Annotated in this window: 15 protein-coding genes and 3 tRNA genes; 13 read left to right on the top strand and 5 right to left on the bottom strand. The window is 72.3% G+C overall.

Going from position 1 to position 16271, the window contains the following annotated elements:
* The first annotated feature begins 137 nt into the window (after positions 1-137).
* Together uvrB and HGA02_RS01615 are read left to right on the top strand one after the other, a co-directional pair.
* The gene (gene uvrB / locus HGA02_RS01620) at positions 138-2243 is read left to right on the top strand and encodes an excinuclease ABC subunit UvrB (protein WP_168676877.1); all 2106 of its coding nucleotides are present in this window, start codon (positions 138-140) and stop codon (positions 2241-2243) included.
* A 249-nt stretch (positions 2244-2492) separates the two neighbouring features.
* Entirely contained in the window at positions 2493-3500 is a 1008-nt protein-coding gene (locus tag HGA02_RS01615) for a TerC/Alx family metal homeostasis membrane protein (protein ID WP_168676875.1), read from the top strand.
* Positions 3501-3590: 90 nt separating this feature from the next.
* Here the strand turns inward: HGA02_RS01615 and HGA02_RS01610 are convergent, their stop codons facing one another.
* Positions 3591-3878, bottom strand: coding sequence for a YciI family protein (locus tag HGA02_RS01610; protein ID WP_168676873.1), 288 nt, complete (start codon positions 3876-3878; stop codon positions 3591-3593).
* A 68-nt stretch (positions 3879-3946) separates the two neighbouring features.
* On the opposite strand from HGA02_RS01610, the gene HGA02_RS01605 reads away from it, so the two are divergent.
* Positions 3947-5110, top strand: a complete 1164-nt coding sequence (locus HGA02_RS01605; RefSeq protein WP_168676871.1) for an acyl-CoA dehydrogenase family protein — start codon at positions 3947-3949, stop codon at positions 5108-5110.
* Positions 5111-5144: 34 nt separating this feature from the next.
* Here HGA02_RS01605 and HGA02_RS01600 read toward each other — a convergent pair whose 3' ends face one another.
* A complete protein-coding gene (locus HGA02_RS01600; RefSeq protein WP_210728027.1) occupies positions 5145-5861 on the bottom strand; it encodes an MBL fold metallo-hydrolase in 717 nt (238 codons plus the stop codon).
* An 86-nt stretch (positions 5862-5947) separates the two neighbouring features.
* Here HGA02_RS01600 and uvrA point away from each other — a divergent pair, with 86 nt between their 5' ends.
* Positions 5948-8821 carry an excinuclease ABC subunit UvrA gene (gene uvrA / locus HGA02_RS01595; RefSeq protein WP_168676867.1) on the top strand — a complete coding sequence of 958 codons (2874 nt, stop codon included), beginning with the start codon at positions 5948-5950 and terminating at the stop codon, positions 8819-8821.
* A 182-nt stretch (positions 8822-9003) separates the two neighbouring features.
* Here uvrA and HGA02_RS01590 read toward each other — a convergent pair whose 3' ends face one another.
* Positions 9004-9570, bottom strand: coding sequence for an OsmC family protein (locus HGA02_RS01590; protein ID WP_168676864.1), 567 nt, complete (start codon positions 9568-9570; stop codon positions 9004-9006).
* Positions 9571-10050: 480 nt separating this feature from the next.
* On the opposite strand from HGA02_RS01590, the gene galE reads away from it, so the two are divergent.
* Positions 10051-11010, top strand: coding sequence for a UDP-glucose 4-epimerase GalE (gene galE, locus HGA02_RS01585; protein ID WP_168676862.1), 960 nt, complete (start codon positions 10051-10053; stop codon positions 11008-11010).
* Between the two features lie 18 nt (positions 11011-11028).
* Here galE and HGA02_RS01580 read toward each other — a convergent pair whose 3' ends face one another.
* Together HGA02_RS01580 and HGA02_RS01575 are read right to left on the bottom strand one after the other, a co-directional pair.
* Positions 11029-11964 carry an LLM class flavin-dependent oxidoreductase gene (locus HGA02_RS01580; RefSeq protein WP_168676859.1) on the bottom strand — a complete coding sequence of 312 codons (936 nt, stop codon included), beginning with the start codon at positions 11962-11964 and terminating at the stop codon, positions 11029-11031.
* A 69-nt stretch (positions 11965-12033) separates the two neighbouring features.
* A complete protein-coding gene (locus HGA02_RS01575; RefSeq protein WP_168676881.1) occupies positions 12034-12378 on the bottom strand; it encodes a metallopeptidase family protein in 345 nt (114 codons plus the stop codon).
* 144 nt (positions 12379-12522) lie between these two features.
* On the opposite strand from HGA02_RS01575, the gene HGA02_RS01570 reads away from it, so the two are divergent.
* The 8 genes from HGA02_RS01570 (at position 12523) to HGA02_RS01535 (ending at position 16205) form a co-directional block, all read left to right on the top strand.
* Positions 12523-12595, top strand: a tRNA-Glu gene (locus HGA02_RS01570).
* 45 nt (positions 12596-12640) lie between these two features.
* Positions 12641-12714: transfer RNA gene (locus tag HGA02_RS01565), tRNA-Asp, on the top strand.
* A 39-nt stretch (positions 12715-12753) separates the two neighbouring features.
* Positions 12754-12826 (top strand) — tRNA-Phe (locus HGA02_RS01560).
* 141 nt (positions 12827-12967) lie between these two features.
* Positions 12968-13408 (top strand): phage holin family protein, encoded by a 441-nt coding sequence (locus tag HGA02_RS01555; protein ID WP_124343040.1) that lies wholly within the window; start codon positions 12968-12970, stop codon positions 13406-13408.
* Between the two features lie 184 nt (positions 13409-13592).
* Complete coding sequence (locus tag HGA02_RS01550; protein WP_343035199.1) at positions 13593-13952, top strand: phage holin family protein; 360 nt, start codon at positions 13593-13595, stop codon at positions 13950-13952.
* Positions 13949-14449, top strand: coding sequence for a metallophosphoesterase family protein (locus HGA02_RS01545; protein ID WP_343035198.1), 501 nt, complete (start codon positions 13949-13951; stop codon positions 14447-14449). Before HGA02_RS01550 ends, HGA02_RS01545 begins: the two co-directional genes overlap by 4 nt.
* Positions 14450-14509: 60 nt before the next feature.
* Entirely contained in the window at positions 14510-15520 is a 1011-nt protein-coding gene (locus HGA02_RS01540) for a DUF389 domain-containing protein (protein ID WP_168676848.1), read from the top strand.
* Between the two features lie 49 nt (positions 15521-15569).
* Complete coding sequence (locus HGA02_RS01535) at positions 15570-16205, top strand: TRIC cation channel family protein (RefSeq protein WP_168676845.1); 636 nt, start codon at positions 15570-15572, stop codon at positions 16203-16205.
* Positions 16206-16271 lie beyond the last annotated feature (66 nt).

The following is a 16271-nucleotide window of genomic DNA, read 5'->3' as shown; positions in this document are numbered from 1 at the left end:
GGTCGGCACGCCCGGCGTCGTCGCTCCGGGCGCTCCCGTGCCGGGCGGGACCGGCGCTCCCGTGCCGCGCGGGGCCGCGTGTTCGCCCGTGGAGGAGGGGCCCGGCGCGTGTCGGTGGTGCCCCGTACCGTGGAGGCATGCGTCCCGTCACCGAGCTCCAGCGGACCGTCGCGCCCTTCCGCGTGGTGTCCGAGTTCCAGCCGTCGGGCGACCAGCCGACGGCGATCGCCGACCTCGCCCGGCGCATCAACGCCGGGGAGAAGGACGTCGTCCTGCTCGGCGCGACCGGCACGGGCAAGTCCGCGACGACCGCGTGGCTCATCGAGCAGGTGCAGCGCCCCACGCTCGTGATGGCCCCGAACAAGACGCTCGCCGCGCAGCTCGCCACGGAGTTCCGCGAGCTGCTGCCGAACAACGCCGTCGAGTACTTCGTGTCGTACTACGACTACTACCAGCCCGAGGCGTACATCGCGCAGACGGACACCTACATCGAGAAGGACTCGTCGATCAACGACGAGGTCGAGCGCCTGCGGCACTCGGCGACGAGCTCGCTGCTGACCCGGCGCGACGTCGTCGTGGTCGCGTCGGTGTCGTGCATCTACGGCCTGGGCACGCCGCAGGAGTACGTCGACCGCATGGTGACGCTCGAGGTCGGGCAGCAGATCGACCGCGACCAGCTGCTGCGCCAGTTCGTGCAGATGCAGTACACGCGCAACGACCTCGCGTTCACGCGCGGCACGTTCCGGGTGCGCGGCGACACCGTCGAGATCATCCCGATGTACGAGGAGCTCGCCGTCCGGATCGAGTTCTTCGGCGACGAGATCGAGGCGATCGCGACGCTGCACCCGCTCACGGGCGACGTCGTCCGCGGCGAGCAGCAGATGATGATCTTCCCGGCGACGCACTACGTCGCGGGCCCGGAGCGCATGGAGCGCGCGATCCACGGCATCGAGCTCGAGCTCGAGGCGCGGCTCGCCGAGCTCGAGAGCCAGAACAAGCTGCTCGAGGCGCAGCGGCTGCGCATGCGCACGACGTACGACATCGAGATGATGCGCCAGATCGGCTCGTGCTCGGGCATCGAGAACTACTCGCGGCACATCGACGGCCGGACGGCCGGCTCGGCGCCGAACACGCTGCTCGACTTCTTCCCCGAGGACTTCCTGCTCGTCATCGACGAGTCGCACGTGACGGTCCCGCAGATCGGCGCGATGTTCGAGGGCGACATGTCGCGCAAGCGCGCGCTCGTCGAGCACGGGTTCCGCCTGCCCAGCGCGACCGACAACCGGCCGCTGCGGTGGGAGGAGTTCGTCGAGCGGATCGGGCAGACCGTCTACCTGTCCGCGACGCCCGGCGACTACGAGCTGTCGATGTCCGACGGCGTCGTCGAGCAGATCATCCGGCCGACCGGGCTGGTCGACCCCGAGGTCATCATCAAGCCGACGAAGGGCCAGATCGACGACCTGCTGGGCGAGATCCACGACCGCGTCGAGAAGGACGAGCGCGTCCTCGTCACGACGCTGACCAAGAAGATGGCCGAGGACCTCACGGACTACTTCCTCGAGAAGGGGGTCCGCGTCCGCTACCTGCACTCCGAGGTCGACACGCTGCGCCGTGTCGAGCTGCTGCGCGAGCTGCGGCTCGGCGAGTACGACGTCCTGGTCGGCATCAACCTGCTGCGCGAGGGCCTGGACCTGCCCGAGGTGTCGCTCGTCGCGATCCTCGACGCGGACAAGGAGGGGTTCCTGCGGTCCGGGAAGTCGCTCATCCAGACGATCGGGCGCGCGGCGCGCAACGTGTCGGGCCAGGTGCACATGTACGCCGACAAGATGACACCCGCGATGACGCTCGCGATCGACGAGACCAACCGCCGGCGCGAGAAGCAGATCGCCTACAACACCGAGCGCGGGATCGACCCGATGCCGCTGCGCAAGAAGATCGGCGACATCACCGACCTGCTCGCGCGCGAGGACGCCGACACGGCCGAGCTGCTGGGCGGGGCCGGTCGGCAGGCGAGCCGCGGCAAGGCCCCCGTCCCGGGCTTCGGGTCGAAGGGTGCGCCGCGCGACGAGCGGACGCGCCTCACGGGTGCGGCGGCGGGCGAGCTCGCCGGGCTGATCCAGGAGCTCACGGACCAGATGCACGCCGCGGCGGGCGAGCTGCAGTTCGAGCTCGCGGCGCGGCTGCGCGACGAGATCTCCGGGCTGAAGAAGGAGCTGCGGCAGATGCAGGCGGCGACGGCCTGACGCGCGACCTCGGGCCGGCGCGGCCGAGGCCGAGCGGTTCATGCGTACGCATGTGACGCTCGGCACATCCGGCCCGTGCGGATGACCCCGGGACTTTCGTCACCTACGCTGACAGCCTGAAGGGGAGTACCCCACGAGCGAGCGTGTCGTCAGCACGGGACCCAGCGGTCCCCGGGGCGCTCGGCCCGGAGCAGCGGGTGGGGGAGACCTTCGGTACCCGACGTCGTTCCCGTACCGGAGGTCTTACCTGTGGACGTTGCTGTGTGGGTCTGGATCGTCACCGCTGTCGCGGTGGTGGGTCTCATCTTCTTCGACTTCTTCGCGCACGTGCGGACCCCGCACGCTCCCACCTTCCAGGAGTCCGTGCGCTGGTCGATCTTCTACATCGTGCTCGCGATCCTCTTCGGGATCGGTCTGGGCATCGTGACCGGCTGGGACTTCGGGTCCCAGTACTTCGCGGGCTACATCACCGAGAAGTCGTTGTCGGTCGACAACCTCTTCGTCTTCCTCATCATCATGACGAAGTTCGCGGTGCCACGTGAGTACCAGCAGAAGGTCCTGCTGGTCGGCGTCGCGATCGCGCTGGTGCTGCGCACGCTGTTCATCCTCGCGGGCGCCGCGGCGATCGAGCAGTTCTCGTGGGTCTTCTACATCTTCGGCGCGTTCCTCGTGTACACCGCCGTGAAGCTCGCCCGCGAGCACCACGACCCGGACCACCCCGAGGACGAGAAGGTGGGCGACGGCGTCGCCGTGCGCTGGTTCAAGCGCGTCGTCCCCACGACGGACGAGTACCACGGCGACAAGCTGACCGTCCGGATCGACGGCAAGCGGTTCTTCACGCCGATGCTCGTCGTGATGATCGCCATCGGCTCGACCGACATCCTCTTCGCGCTCGACTCGATCCCCGCGATCTACGGGCTCACGCAGGAGCCGTACATCGTGTTCACGGCCAACGCGTTCGCGCTGCTCGGCCTGCGCCAGCTGTACTTCCTCATCGGCGGTCTGCTCGAGCGCCTCGTGTACCTGTCGCAGGGCCTCGCGGTGATCCTCGGGTTCATCGGCGTCAAGCTCGTGCTGCACGCGCTGCACGTCAACGAGCTGCCGTTCATCAACGGTGGCGAGCCCGTCACGTGGGCGCCGGAGATCCCGATCTGGCTGTCGCTCACGTTCATCCTCGGCACCCTCGCCGTCGCGACCGTCGCGAGCCTCGTCAAGACGCGCAACGACGCCCGCGCGGTCACGTCGACCGACGCCTGACCCGTACGACGACGCCCCGGTCCTCCGCGTGGAGGGTCCGGGGCGTCGTCGTCTGCGGGCCGACGTCGTCGACACGCGGTGGAACTCGTGTCAGGACGTGCTCCACGGACCGAGGACGACGTCCCACGTGCGCACCGCGGTCGCGGCGACGATCCCCTCGCGCGCGAACGGGTCGGCCGCGAGCAGCGCGTCGAGAGCGGCACGGTCCTCCGCCCGGAACACCAGGAGAGCGCCGGGGTCGCCGTCCGTGTAAGGGCCCGAGCCGAGCAGCAGCCCGTCGTCCGCGAGCGACCGCAGGTAGTCCCGGTGCTCGGGTCGGACGCGGTCGCGCACGTCGACGCGCTCGTCGTAGGTGTAGGTCACGGCGTAGGTCGGCATGCGCCCATCCTGCACCGACGCCGCGACCGACGGTCGGTGGGTCCGCCGGACGGTGGCAGAGTGGCCGCATGGCCCGCACGCTCCGCACGCTCCTGACCGACGACCTGCTCGACCGCGTCCGGGAGCGCGCGCCGGGGCACGACCGCGGCAACACCTTCCCGCACGACGACCTCGAGGACCTGCGCGCGGCCGGCTACCTCGCGGCGTTCGTGCCCGAGCGGCTCGGCGGGGCGGGCCTGTCGCTCGAGGAGGTCGCGCGCGAGCAGGTCCGCCTCGCGGCGGCGGCGCCGGCGACCGCTCTCGCGGTCAACATGCATCTCGTGGTCACGGGCCTCGCGGCGCTGCTCGTCGAGCGGGGCGACGACGCGTTCGCGTTCGTCCTGACCGACGCCGCGGCGGGGGAGGTGTTCGCGTTCGGCAACTCCGAGGCGGGCAACGACCTCGTGATGTTCGGGTCACGGACGCGTGCCGAGCGGCAGCCCGACGGCGGCTACCGCTACTACGGCACCAAGATCTTCACGTCGCTCTCGCCGGTGTGGACACGTCTGGCGACCTTCGGGCTCGACGACGGCGACCCGGACGACCCGCGTCTGGTGCACGGGGTGGTGGCCCGCGAGGACGGCGGCACGACCGCGAAAGACGACTGGGACACGCTCGGCATGCGCGCCACGCAGTCGGCGACGACCGTGCTCGACGGCGCGCTCGCGCCCGCGGACCGCGTCTACCGGCGGCTGCCGCCCGGTCCGAGCGGCGACCCGTTCGTCTTCGCGCTCTTCGCGGTGTTCGAGATCCTGCTCGCCGCCGTCTACACCGGGATCGGGCGTCGCGCGCTCGAGCTCGGCGTCGCCGCGACGCGCCGTCGCACGTCGATGAAGTACGACGGGCGCGCCTACTCGCAGGACCCGGACATCCGCTGGAAGGTCGCCGACGCGGCCCTCGCCCAGGACGGCGCCGAGCTGCAGGTGTTCGCCCTCGCGCGCGACGTCGACGAGCAGGCCGAGCACGGCGCCCGGTGGTTCGCGCAGCTCGTCGGGCTCAAGGTGCGGGCGACCGAGACGGCGCGCACGGTCGTCGACCTCGCGATCCGCGTGTCGGGCGGCGGCTCGTACTTCACGGGGAGCGAGCTCGCACGGCTCTACCGCGACGTGCTCGCGGGGATGTTCCACCCGTCCGACGACGAGTCGGCGCACGCGACGGTCGCGTCGTCCGTGCTGGGACCGCTCGAGGACTGAGCGGAGCCCGTGCTCGGCACGGGACTGCCCGCCGTCACCAGCCGCGGTCGCGCCACGCGGCGAGGTACGGACGCTCGGCGCCCAGCGTCGTGTCGCGGCCGTGGCCGGGGTAGACCCACGTGTCGTCGTCGAGCCGGTCGAACAGCCGCGACGTGACGTCCGTCAGCAGCCGGTCGAAGCGTGCAGGGTCACCGCCGGTGTTGCCGATGCCGCCGGGGAAGAGCGAGTCGCCGGTGAAGACGTGCGCGCGACCGGGGACCGCCTCGGCCTCGGACACCCGCTCGGGCTCGCGGTAGACGAGCGCGACGGAACCGTCGGTGTGACCGCGCAGCGCGACGACCTCGAGCGTGACGTGACCGACCAGGACGACGTCGCCGTCGCGGAGGGCGCGGTCGACGGGGACGCCCGTGGCCGCTGTGATCTCCGCCGCATCCGCGGCCCCCGCCGCCACCGTCGCGCCCGTCACGGCGACGACCGACGCGAGCGCCCGGTGGTGGTCGGGGTGCCGGTGCGTCGTCACGACCGTGTCGAGGCGCGCCGCGCCCGAGCCCTCGCGGACGAGCGCGAGCAGTCGGTCGGGCTCGTCCGCGGCGTCGACCAGCAGCTGGGCGTGCTGACGGCGGCACGTGAGCAGGTACGTGTCGTTGTCGGTGGGCCCGACGCTGACCTTGCGGATCTCGACCTCGTCGAGCACCCGCACGTCCGCCGGGCCGCCGGGCCGCACGTCGCCGGTGTACGTCATGGAGCCCATCGTGCCGGGCGCGACGGGGTGCGTGCCTGTTCGCTGCGGTCGAACACGTGTGCGACGTGTCGGTGGGGCGACGTAGACTTCCCGCCGTGAACGATCGTCTGGTGGTGCAGGGCGCCCGCGAGCACAACCTCCGCAACGTCGACCTCGACCTCCCGCGCGACAAGCTCATCGTGTTCACGGGTCTGTCGGGCTCGGGGAAGTCGTCGCTCGCGTTCGACACCATCTTCGCGGAGGGGCAGCGGCGGTACGTCGAGTCGCTGTCCGCGTACGCGCGCCAGTTCCTCGGGCAGATGGACAAGCCCGACGTCGACTTCATCGAGGGCCTGTCGCCCGCGGTGTCGATCGACCAGAAGTCGACCAACCGGAACCCGCGGTCGACGGTCGGCACCATCACCGAGGTCTACGACTACCTGCGTCTGCTCTTCGCGCGCGCGGGCACGCAGTACTGCCCCGAGTGCGGCGAGCGCGTGACCGCGCAGACGCCCCAGCAGATCGTCGACCGGCTGCTCGAGCTGCCGGAGGGCACGCGGTACCAGGTGCTCGCGCCCGTCGTCCGCGGTCGCAAGGGCGAGTACGCCGACCTCTTCAAGGAGCTCCAGGGCAAGGGCTTCTCACGGGCGCGCGTCGACGGCGAGGTCGTCCAGCTCACGGAGCCGCCGACGCTCGAGAAGAAGCTCAAGCACGACATCGAGGTCGTCGTCGACCGTCTGGTGTCGCGCGAGGGGGTGCAGCGCCGCCTGACGGACTCGGTCGAGACCGCGCTCGGCCTCGCCGGCGGTCTGCTGGTCGTCGAGCTCGTCGACGCCGACCCGGACGACCCGCACCGCGAGCGTCGCTTCTCCGAGAACCGCGCGTGCCCCAACGACCACGTGCTCGCGCTCGACGAGATCGAGCCGCGCACCTTCTCGTTCAACGCGCCGTACGGCGCGTGCCCCGAGTGCACGGGCATCGGGTCCCGGCTCGAGGTCGACCCCGACCTCATCGTCCCGGACGAGGACCTCTCGCTCGACGAGGGCGCCGTCGCGCCGTGGGCGCAGATCTCGAGCGAGTACTTCGCGCGCGTGCTCGGCGCGCTCGCCCAGGACATGGGCTTCTCGACGAGCGTCCCGTGGCGCGCGCTGCCGAAGCGTGCGAAGGACGCGGTGCTGTACGGCCAGAACCACGAGGTGAAGGTCCGCTACAAGAACCGCTGGGGACGCGAGCGGTCGTACTCCACCGGGTTCGAGGGGGTCGTGACGTTCCTCGAGCGCCGCCACTCCGAGACGGAGTCGGACTGGAGCAAGGAGAAGTACGAGGCCTTCATGCGCGAGGTCCCGTGCCCGGTCTGCAAGGGCGCACGCCTCAAGCCCGAGGTGCTCGCGGTCCGCGTCGGCGGCAAGTCGATCGCCGACGTCTGCACCCTCCCCATCCGGGAGGCCCGGACGTTCCTCGACGCGCTCGAGCTCGGCGAGCGCGAGCGGGCGATCGCGGCGCAGGTCCTCAAGGAGATCCAGGCGCGTCTCGGCTTCCTGCTCGACGTCGGCCTCGACTACCTGTCCCTCACGCGCCCGGCGGCGACGCTGTCCGGCGGTGAGGCCCAGCGCATCCGCCTCGCGACCCAGATCGGGTCCGGCCTGGTCGGCGTGCTGTACGTCCTCGACGAGCCGAGCATCGGTCTCCACCAGCGCGACAACCGCCGGCTCATCGACACGCTCACGCGCCTGCGCGACCTGGGCAACACGCTCATCGTCGTCGAGCACGACGAGGACACGATCCGCACCGCCGACTGGATCGTCGACATCGGCCCGGGCGCCGGCGAGCACGGCGGCCGCGTCGTGCACTCCGGCGACTTCACCGGTCTGCTGAAGGCCAAGGAGTCGGTCACCGGCGCCTACCTGTCGGGCCGCCGGTCGATCCCGATGCCCGTCGAGCGTCGCAAGGTCGACCGGGACCGGCAGCTCACCGTCGTCGGCGCACGCGAGCACAACCTGCAGGGCATCGACGTGTCGTTCCCGCTGGGCACGCTGACCGCCGTCACCGGCGTCTCGGGCTCGGGCAAGTCGACGCTCGTCAACTCGATCCTCTACACGGTCCTCGCCAACGAGCTCAACGGCGCCCGTCAGGTCGCCGGACGGCACAAGCGCGTCACCGGGCTCGAGCACCTCGACAAGGTCGTGCACGTCGACCAGGGCCCGATCGGCCGGACGCCGCGGTCGAACCCCGCGACGTACACCGGTGTCTGGGACCACGTCCGCCGGCTGTTCGCCGAGACGACCGAGGCCAAGGTCCGCGGCTACACGCCCGGCCGGTTCTCGTTCAACGTCAAGGGCGGCCGCTGCGAGGCGTGCTCCGGCGACGGCACGCTCAAGATCGAGATGAACTTCCTCCCGGACGTCTACGTCCCGTGCGAGGTGTGCCACGGCGCGCGCTACAACCGCGAGACGCTCGAGGTGCACTTCAAGGGCAAGACCGTCGCCGACGTGCTCGCGATGCCGATCGAGGAGGCCGCGGAGTTCTTCGCCGCCGTCCCGGCGATCTCCCGGCACCTGCGGACGCTCGTCGACGTGGGTCTGGGCTACGTGCGGCTCGGGCAGCCCGCGCCCACGCTGTCCGGTGGTGAGGCGCAGCGCGTCAAGCTCGCCGCGGAGCTCCAGCGGCGCTCGACCGGCCGGACGATCTACGTGCTCGACGAGCCGACCACCGGTCTGCACTTCGAGGACATCCGCAAGCTGCTCGGCGTGCTGCAGTCGCTCGTCGACAAGGGCAACAGCGTCATCGTGATCGAGCACAACCTCGACGTCATCAAGAACGCCGACTGGATCGTCGACATGGGCCCCGAGGGCGGCAGCGGTGGCGGCACGGTCGTCGCCGAGGGCACCCCGGAGCACGTGGCGGGCGTCGCGGCGAGCCACACGGGACGGTTCCTCGCCGAGGTGCTCGAGGCCGAGGTCGATCAGGAGCGCGAGCGCGCGAGCGCCTGACGGACGTCGTCGTCCCGCCGCCTGCCGCTCGCGGAGGCGACGGCGACCGGCGTCAGCCGGCTTGGTCGGCGACGGGCGTCCGCCGGCCTTGTCGGCGAGGGGCGTCAGCCGGCGTGGTCGGCGACGTGCGGCAGCCTGTGCGCTCAGCGGCGTCCCGGAGCTGGAGCGGTCGGCGACGTCCGTCAGATGCCCGGCGTCGCACGGGGTGCGGCGGGGACGGCGGAGTCGGTCGACGCTGCCGTCGTCGGGGCCGGTGCGAACCGGACGGTCGTCGGCTCGTGGCGGACCGGGAAGTTGACCGAGCGGGCGATGAAGCAGTGCTCGTGTGTCGCGTGGTGAAGGCGTCCGAGCACCTCGTCGGTGACGGGCGAACCGTCGGGGAGGTGGCGTCCGTGCGCGACGGTCACGCGGGGTCGCAGCACGACCTCGGTGAACTGGCCGTGGCCCGCGGCCTCGACCCGCATGGTGCCGACCGCCTCGTCGCGGTACGCGACCACGACGACGCCCTCGACGGCCGCGAGGTGCAGGAACCACAGCATGTGGCACTGCGCGATCGACGCGACGAACAGCTCCTCGGGCGAGTAGCGGCCCGGGTCCCCGCGGAACGCCGGGTCGGACGACCCCGGGAGCGGCGGCTTGGACCCGATCTGCACGTCGTGGTCCCGGGAGTAGGACGTGTAGCTCGCGGTGCCGCGCGTCCCGGCGCCGGTCCAGGTCACGTCGATCGCGTAGGTGTGCAGGGGGCCCATCCGGTCACCGTAGCCGCACGCGCGGCGACGCGCCCCGAGGCCGACGGACGGGCCGTCGGGTGGCCCGCAGAGGGCCGGCACGGAGGCTCACGACGACGGTGCGGACGGCGTGCCGGCCGGCGCGCGCGGCGCGCTCCACGAGGAGGTCCCGCAGGGCGGCGTCGGCCCGGGCGGTGACGTCCTCCACCGCCTGTGCCAGCTCGGCGGTCGAGCGCAGGCTCCCGCCGGCGACGGCAAGGTCGCCCTCGTCCACGTGCCCTCCCGGTTTCTTCGGTGCGAACCGCGGGTGATCGTGGGCACGGCCCCCGGCGGAATGGTCAGCGTACTGAGTATTCGTTCCGGCGCCACCGGACGGATGCAGCAGTACGCGACCTCTTCCCCGCGAGAGGCGCGTCTGGATGCACCGGCGACCGACCAATTTCCAATCAGATTTCACCAGGATCGAACACAGATCAACATGCGTGCGCTAGCCTGGGCCGCATGACGTGGATGGTGACGGGTGGTGCCGGGTACATCGGGTCGCACGTGGTGCGGGCCTTCCAGCAGGCGGGCATCCCGCCCGTCGTCCTCGACGACCTGTCGAGCGGCCACCGCGGCTTCGTGCCCGACGACGTCGCGTTCGTCGAGGGCTCGGTCCTCGACACCGAGATCGTCTCCCGCGCGCTGGCCGAGCACGCGGTCGAGGGCGTCGTCCACCTCGCCGGCTTCAAGTACGCGGGGGTGTCGGTGCAGCGCCCGCTGCACACCTACGCGCAGAACGTCACCGGCACCGCGCACCTGCTCGACGCCATGGCCGCCCAGGGTGTCGGCGCGATCGTCTTCTCGTCGTCGGCCGCCGTCTACGGCACCCCCGACGTCGACCTCGTCACCGAGGAGACCGCGACCCGCCCCGAGTCGCCCTACGGCGAGTCCAAGCTCGTCGGCGAGTGGCTGCTGCGCGACCAGGGCGTCGCGACCGGGCTGCGCCACACGTCGCTGCGGTACTTCAACGTCGTCGGCTCCGGCACGCCCGACCTCTACGACACCAGCCCGCACAACCTGTTCCCGCTGGTCCTCGACGCCCTGACGTCCGGCCGCACGCCGCGCATCAACGGCACCGACTACCCCACGTCCGACGGCACCTGCGTCCGCGACTACATCCACGTCGCCGACCTCGCCGACGCCCACGTCGCTGCCGCCCGCGCGCTCGCCGACGGCAGCCCGCTCCAGCCCGTCTACAACCTCGGCTCGGGCGACGGCGTCTCGGTGCGCCAGATCATGACCGCGATGGCCGACGTCACGGGGATCGCCTTCGAGCCCGAGGTCGCGCCGCGCCGCCCGGGCGACCCGGCCCGCATCGTGGCGTCCGGCGAGGCCGCCGCGCGCGACCTCGGCTGGCGCATGACCCACACCCTCCGCGACATGGTCGCGAGCGCGTGGGAGGCCCGCCAGGCGCACTGACGCCCGGCACGACGGAGGTCAGCGCCGCGCGACCGGCAGCGCCTGGAGCTCGGGGAGCCGCGCCGCGAACGCCTCGAGGACCTTCTCGCTCCCCGCGTAGACACCGTCGTCGGGCCGCGGCCAGTGCACGATCACGTCGGTGAACCCGAGCGCGGCCGCGCGCTCGACACCCTCGACGGCCAGGTCGAGCGACGTCAGCGAGAACACGGGCGCACCGTCGAGGCTCAGGTACCGGCGCAGACGCGGCGACGCGATGCCGTCGCGCCCGTGCGCGGCCTCGACCGCGTCCATCTGCGCCGACACGTCCGCGAGCCCGCTCCACCACCGCTCCTGCGCACCCGCGGGGTCGCCCTCGGCGCCCTCGGTGTCGTACGTCGGCCCGTACGTGACCCACCCCTGCCCGAGCCGTGCGGCGAGCGCCATCGTGCGCGGCCCGGCCGCCGCCATGAGGAACGGCACGCGCGGCGACGCGATCGTCCCGGGGATCATGCGCGCGTCGTGCGCCTCGTAGAACTCGCCCGTGAACTCGGTCGACGGCTGCGTGAGCAGCCGGTCCAGCAGCCCCACGAACTCCTCGTACCGGCGGGTGCGCTCGGCGCGCGACCACGGCTCCCCCGTCACGGCCGCGTCGAACCCCTCGCCGCCCGCGCCGATCCCGAGCAGGAACCGCCCGCCCGACACGTCGTCGAGCCCGAGCACGTCCTTCGCGAAGGGGACCGGGTGCCGGAAGTTCGGCGACGCGACGAACGTGCCGAGCTGGATCCGCTCGGTGACCGCCGCGGCGGCGGACAGCAGCGGGACGGTCGCGAACCACGGCCCGTCGGCGAGCGTGCGCCACGCCAGGTGGTCGTACGTCCACGCGTGGTCGAAGCCCCACTCCTCCGCCTGCTGCCACCGCGCCTTCGCACGTGACCAGCGGTCCTGGGGCAGCAGCACGATCCCGACGGCGACCATGCGCCGACCCTAGCCGCCGCCGGCGACACCCGGCCGGCGACCGCGCCGACCCCGCAGGCCGTCGCGCGGTCAGCCCCAGCCGAGCTCGTGCAGCCGGTCGTCGTCGATGCCGAAGTGGTGCGCGACCTCGTGCACGACGGTCACCGCGACCTCCTCGACGACCTCGTCGCGGTCCTCGCAGATCGCGAGCGTCGGGTTGCGGTAGATCGTGATGCGGTCGGGCAGGGACCCGGCGGCCCACCACTCGCCGCGCTCGGTGAGCGGCGTGCCCTCGTAGAGCCCGAGCAGCTCGGGCTCGTCCGGCGGCCCCTCGTCCTCGACGAGCACCACGACGTTGTCGATCAACCGGGCCAGCTCGGGCGGGATCTCGTCGAGCGCGTCACGGACCGCGTCCTCGAACTCGTCGCGCGACATCTCCACCACGGCACCATCCTGCCTGCTCACCGCGCTGCGGTCCCCCGGCGACGGCCCGCGTTGGCAGCGCTTTTGGAGTTCGGGCCCCCGCTCCCGTATGCTCGTCTCCGGTCATCCGGCGCCTCGTCGTCAGGGGCGGGACACGCCCCCATCGTCTAGCGGCCTAGGACCCCGCCCTTTCACGGCGGTAGCACGGGTTCGAATCCCGTTGGGGGTACGAGCAGGTGCAGTGAAGCAGTACAGCAAGGCCTTGTTCCACCAAGGCCCCGTAGCGCAGTTGGTTAGCGCGCCGCCCTGTCACGGCGGAGGTCGCGGGTTCAAGTCCCGTCGGGGTCGCTCGAAGCGCCGGTCCTCGGACCGGCGTTCTCGTTCCAAGGCTCTGTAGCTCAGTTGGTAGAGCGTTCGACTGAAAATCGAAAGGTCACCGGATCGACGCCGGTCGGAGCCACCGCGACGAAGGCCCCCTGGATCACCAGGGGGCCTTCGTGCATCTCCGGGCGGTATGACCTGGGCCGATGATCCCGGCCGACGCCCTCGCTCCCGCCTAGGCTGGGACACGCACCGCACTGTCCCCCCGACGGAGGAACCCGTGAGCAGCACCGGACCCGAGCGCCCGCGCAAGCCGTTCTTCGAGCGCTTCACCGAACCGTTCGCCGACATCGCCCGCGAGAAGATCGGGCAGGCGGAGGACCGGGTCCGCGAGGCGATCCAGGCCGAGATCGACGCCGTCAGCGCGAGCGTGCGCGCACGCGCCGTGCAGGTCCGCCCGTCCGCCATCGGGTTCGGCGCCGCCGCGCTGCTCACGTTCTTCGGCCTCGCGCTGTTCATCACCGCCGCGGTCGTCGGCCTCGCGCACGCCGTCGAGCTGTGGCTCGCGGCACTCCTCGTCGGCGCCGCGCTCATCATCGTCGCCGGCGGCCTCGCCGCCTGGGCACGATCGCGGCTGCCGAAGGGTCCCGCGGTCAGCGTGACCCGCGCGCACGAGGTGTCGCACCCCGCCGAGGAGCAGGTCCACCCCTGGTCCGACTGACCTCCACGCCGCTCCGGACCCGGTCCGCGCGCCGGCTCGGTGTCGCCGCACGGATGCGGCCCGCGACCTGCGCTTGCACACTGGGAGTCCCGGTCACAGGACGCCGGGGGACGAGCGACGAGAGGGCGTCACCATGACCACGCAGCCAGGACCGACGGGCGAGCCCCGGAGCATCGGTCAGCTCGTGAGCGACCTGAGCGAGCAGACGTCCCGGTTGGTCCGCGCCGAGCTCGACCTCGCGAAGGCCGAGATCCAGGCCAAGGCGCAGCAGCTCGGGATCGGGGCAGGCCTCCTGGCCGCCGCCGGGATCCTCGCGCTCTACGTCCTGGCCGCCGCGATCACGACCGCGATCCTCGGCCTCGCGACGGTCATGGACGCGTGGCTCGCGGCGCTCATCGTCACGGTGTTCCTGCTGATCGTGACGATCATCCTGGCGCTGATCGGGATCCGGCTGGTCAAGCGCGGGTCGCCCCCGACGCCCGACCGCGCGATCGAGAACGTGCACGAGGACCTCGAGGCCGTGAAGGCGGGGTGGAACGCGTGAGCGACCAGACCACGAAGAAGGACGACACGACCGACGACCAGAAGCCGGCGATCACCACGCCGCGCATGGTCGAGGCCGAGAGCGAGGTCGCACGCACGCGCGCCGAGCTCGCCGCGACCGTCGACGCGCTCACCGCACGGTCGCGCTCGCTGCTCGCGTGCCACGGCAACAACGACGGCCCCGACGTCCGGGCGCGCGTGCCCGAGGTCGCGCGGGCCACCGTCGCCGGGGTGCGTCTGGGCGTCGTGCACGAGACCGGTGCGGCCACGGGCCGGGAACGGCGGTGCGACGCGGCGTTCCCCGACCTCGACCTGCTCGTGTTCGGGCACTCCCACATCCCGTGGGACTCCACGACGCCCGGCGGCCTGCGCCTGCTCAACCCCGGGTCGCCCACCGACCGTCGCCGTCAGCCCGCGTGCACGTTCCTCACCTTCACGCTCGCGGACGCCGGTGTGCACGACGTGGTCCTGCACGCCCTTCCGCCGCGGCCGCGCTGATGCGCCCGCGCCTCCGCGTGGCGCACCGGACGCGTACCCGCACCGCGCCAGACTGGCGCCGTGCTGCAGCTGCGGGTCACCGTCCCGACCGACCTCACGGGTGCTGTGCTCGACGTGCTGCGCGACGACCCGGCGGTGTCCGCCCTCGTCGTGGGCACCGGCACGGCGCTGCGCCCCGAGGGCGACGTGGTCACCGCCGACGTCGCGCGCGAGGCCGCGGACGACGTGATCGAGCGGCTCCTCGCGCTCGACGTCCAGCAGGTCGGGACCGTCCAGCTCACGCCCGTCGACACGTGGGTGTCGCGCGCCGGCTGGGAGGCCGAGCGGCTCGCGCCGGGCGCGAGCGCCGACTCCGTGGTCTGGCCGCAGGTCGTGCTGCGCGCCTACGACGACACCGAGCTCACGTGGACGTTCCTCAGCTTCATGACGCTCGCGACGCTCCTCGCGAGCATCGCGATCATCGTCGACTCGCAGGTCCTCGTCATCGGCGCGATGGTCCTGGGCCCGGAGTTCGGCGCGGTCGCGGCCCTGGGAGTCGCGCTCGTCCGGCGGCGCTGGCGCCTGCTGCGGCGCGCGGCGCTCGCGCTGCTCGTCGGCTTCATCGTCGCGATCGGGCTCACCGCGGTCGCGGCGCTCGTGCTGCGCGGCGCCGGCTGGGTGACGCTCGACGACGTGACCGGGCCGCGTCCCGGGACCGACTTCATCTACCGGCCCGACCGCTGGTCGATCGTCGTGGCCGTCATCGCGGGCGCTGCAGGCGTGCTGTCGCTCACGTCGTCGCGGGTCGGCGGGCTGACGGGCGTCTTCATCTCGGTCACGACGGTTCCCGCCGCGGGCAACCTCGCGCTCGGCGTCGCGTTCGGCGTCCCGCACGAGATCACGGGCAGCGCGCTGCAGCTCGTCGTGAACATCACCGGCATGGCCGTCGCGGGCTGGCTCACGCTCGTCGTCCAGCAGACGGTGTGGCAGCACGCGTCGGCGCGGCGCGCGCGGTTCGCCGCCCGCCTCGGCCGCACCGCGACGCACGGCCCGCACGCCGGACCGCTGCGGCCGCCGGACGTGCCCGCGTGAGCCGCGGGTCCCGACCCGGCGGTGCGCCCGCCTGCCAGGATGACGTCCCGTGATCGCCGACCTGCCTTACGAGCCGCTGCTCGAGATCCTCGGCGTGTTCGTCGGCGCGATGTCCGGGGCCCTCGCCGCGGTGCGCAAGCAGTTCGACGTGTTCGGCATCCTCGTCCTGGGCTGGGCCGCCGGTCTCGGCGGCGGCATGCTGCGCGACGTGCTGATCGGCGCGGTCCCGCCCGTCGGCATCTCCGACTGGCGCCTGGTCGTCACGGCCGTCGTCGGCGCGCTCACCATGTACTTCTTCCACCCCCGGCTCGAACGCGCGCGACGCGTCATCGTCGTGCTGGACGCCGGTGCGCTCGCGGTGTTCACCGTCGTCGGGACCATCAAGGGCCTCGAGCTCGGGACGACCGCGATGGCCGCCGTGCTGGTCGGGGTCATGACGGGAGTCGGCGGGGGAGTGCTGCGCGACCTGCTCACGGGCGAGGTGCCCGTCGTCCTGCACCACCGGCAGCTCTACGCGGTGCCCGCGCTGCTCGGTGCCACGCTCACCGTCTTCCTGTGGGAGTGGGACGCGCTCGACGGTGCGACCATCACCGCCGCGGTGCTGCTGATCTTCGTGCTGCGGGTGCTCGCGCTGCGGTTCCGGCTGACCGTGCCCGGCCCCTGGCGCGGTTTCCCACCGCGCTGACGCGGCACCGCGCGCGGGCCGCGCCGGCCGTTCCCCCGGTCGGGCGCACGGCGTCCTCCCGGCGTG

The sequence above is a fragment of the Cellulomonas septica genome, from assembly GCF_012396155.1.
Taxonomy (GTDB): Bacteria; Actinomycetota; Actinomycetes; order Actinomycetales; family Cellulomonadaceae; genus Cellulomonas; species Cellulomonas septica.
This window is presented reverse-complemented; position numbering and strand designations above follow the sequence as displayed.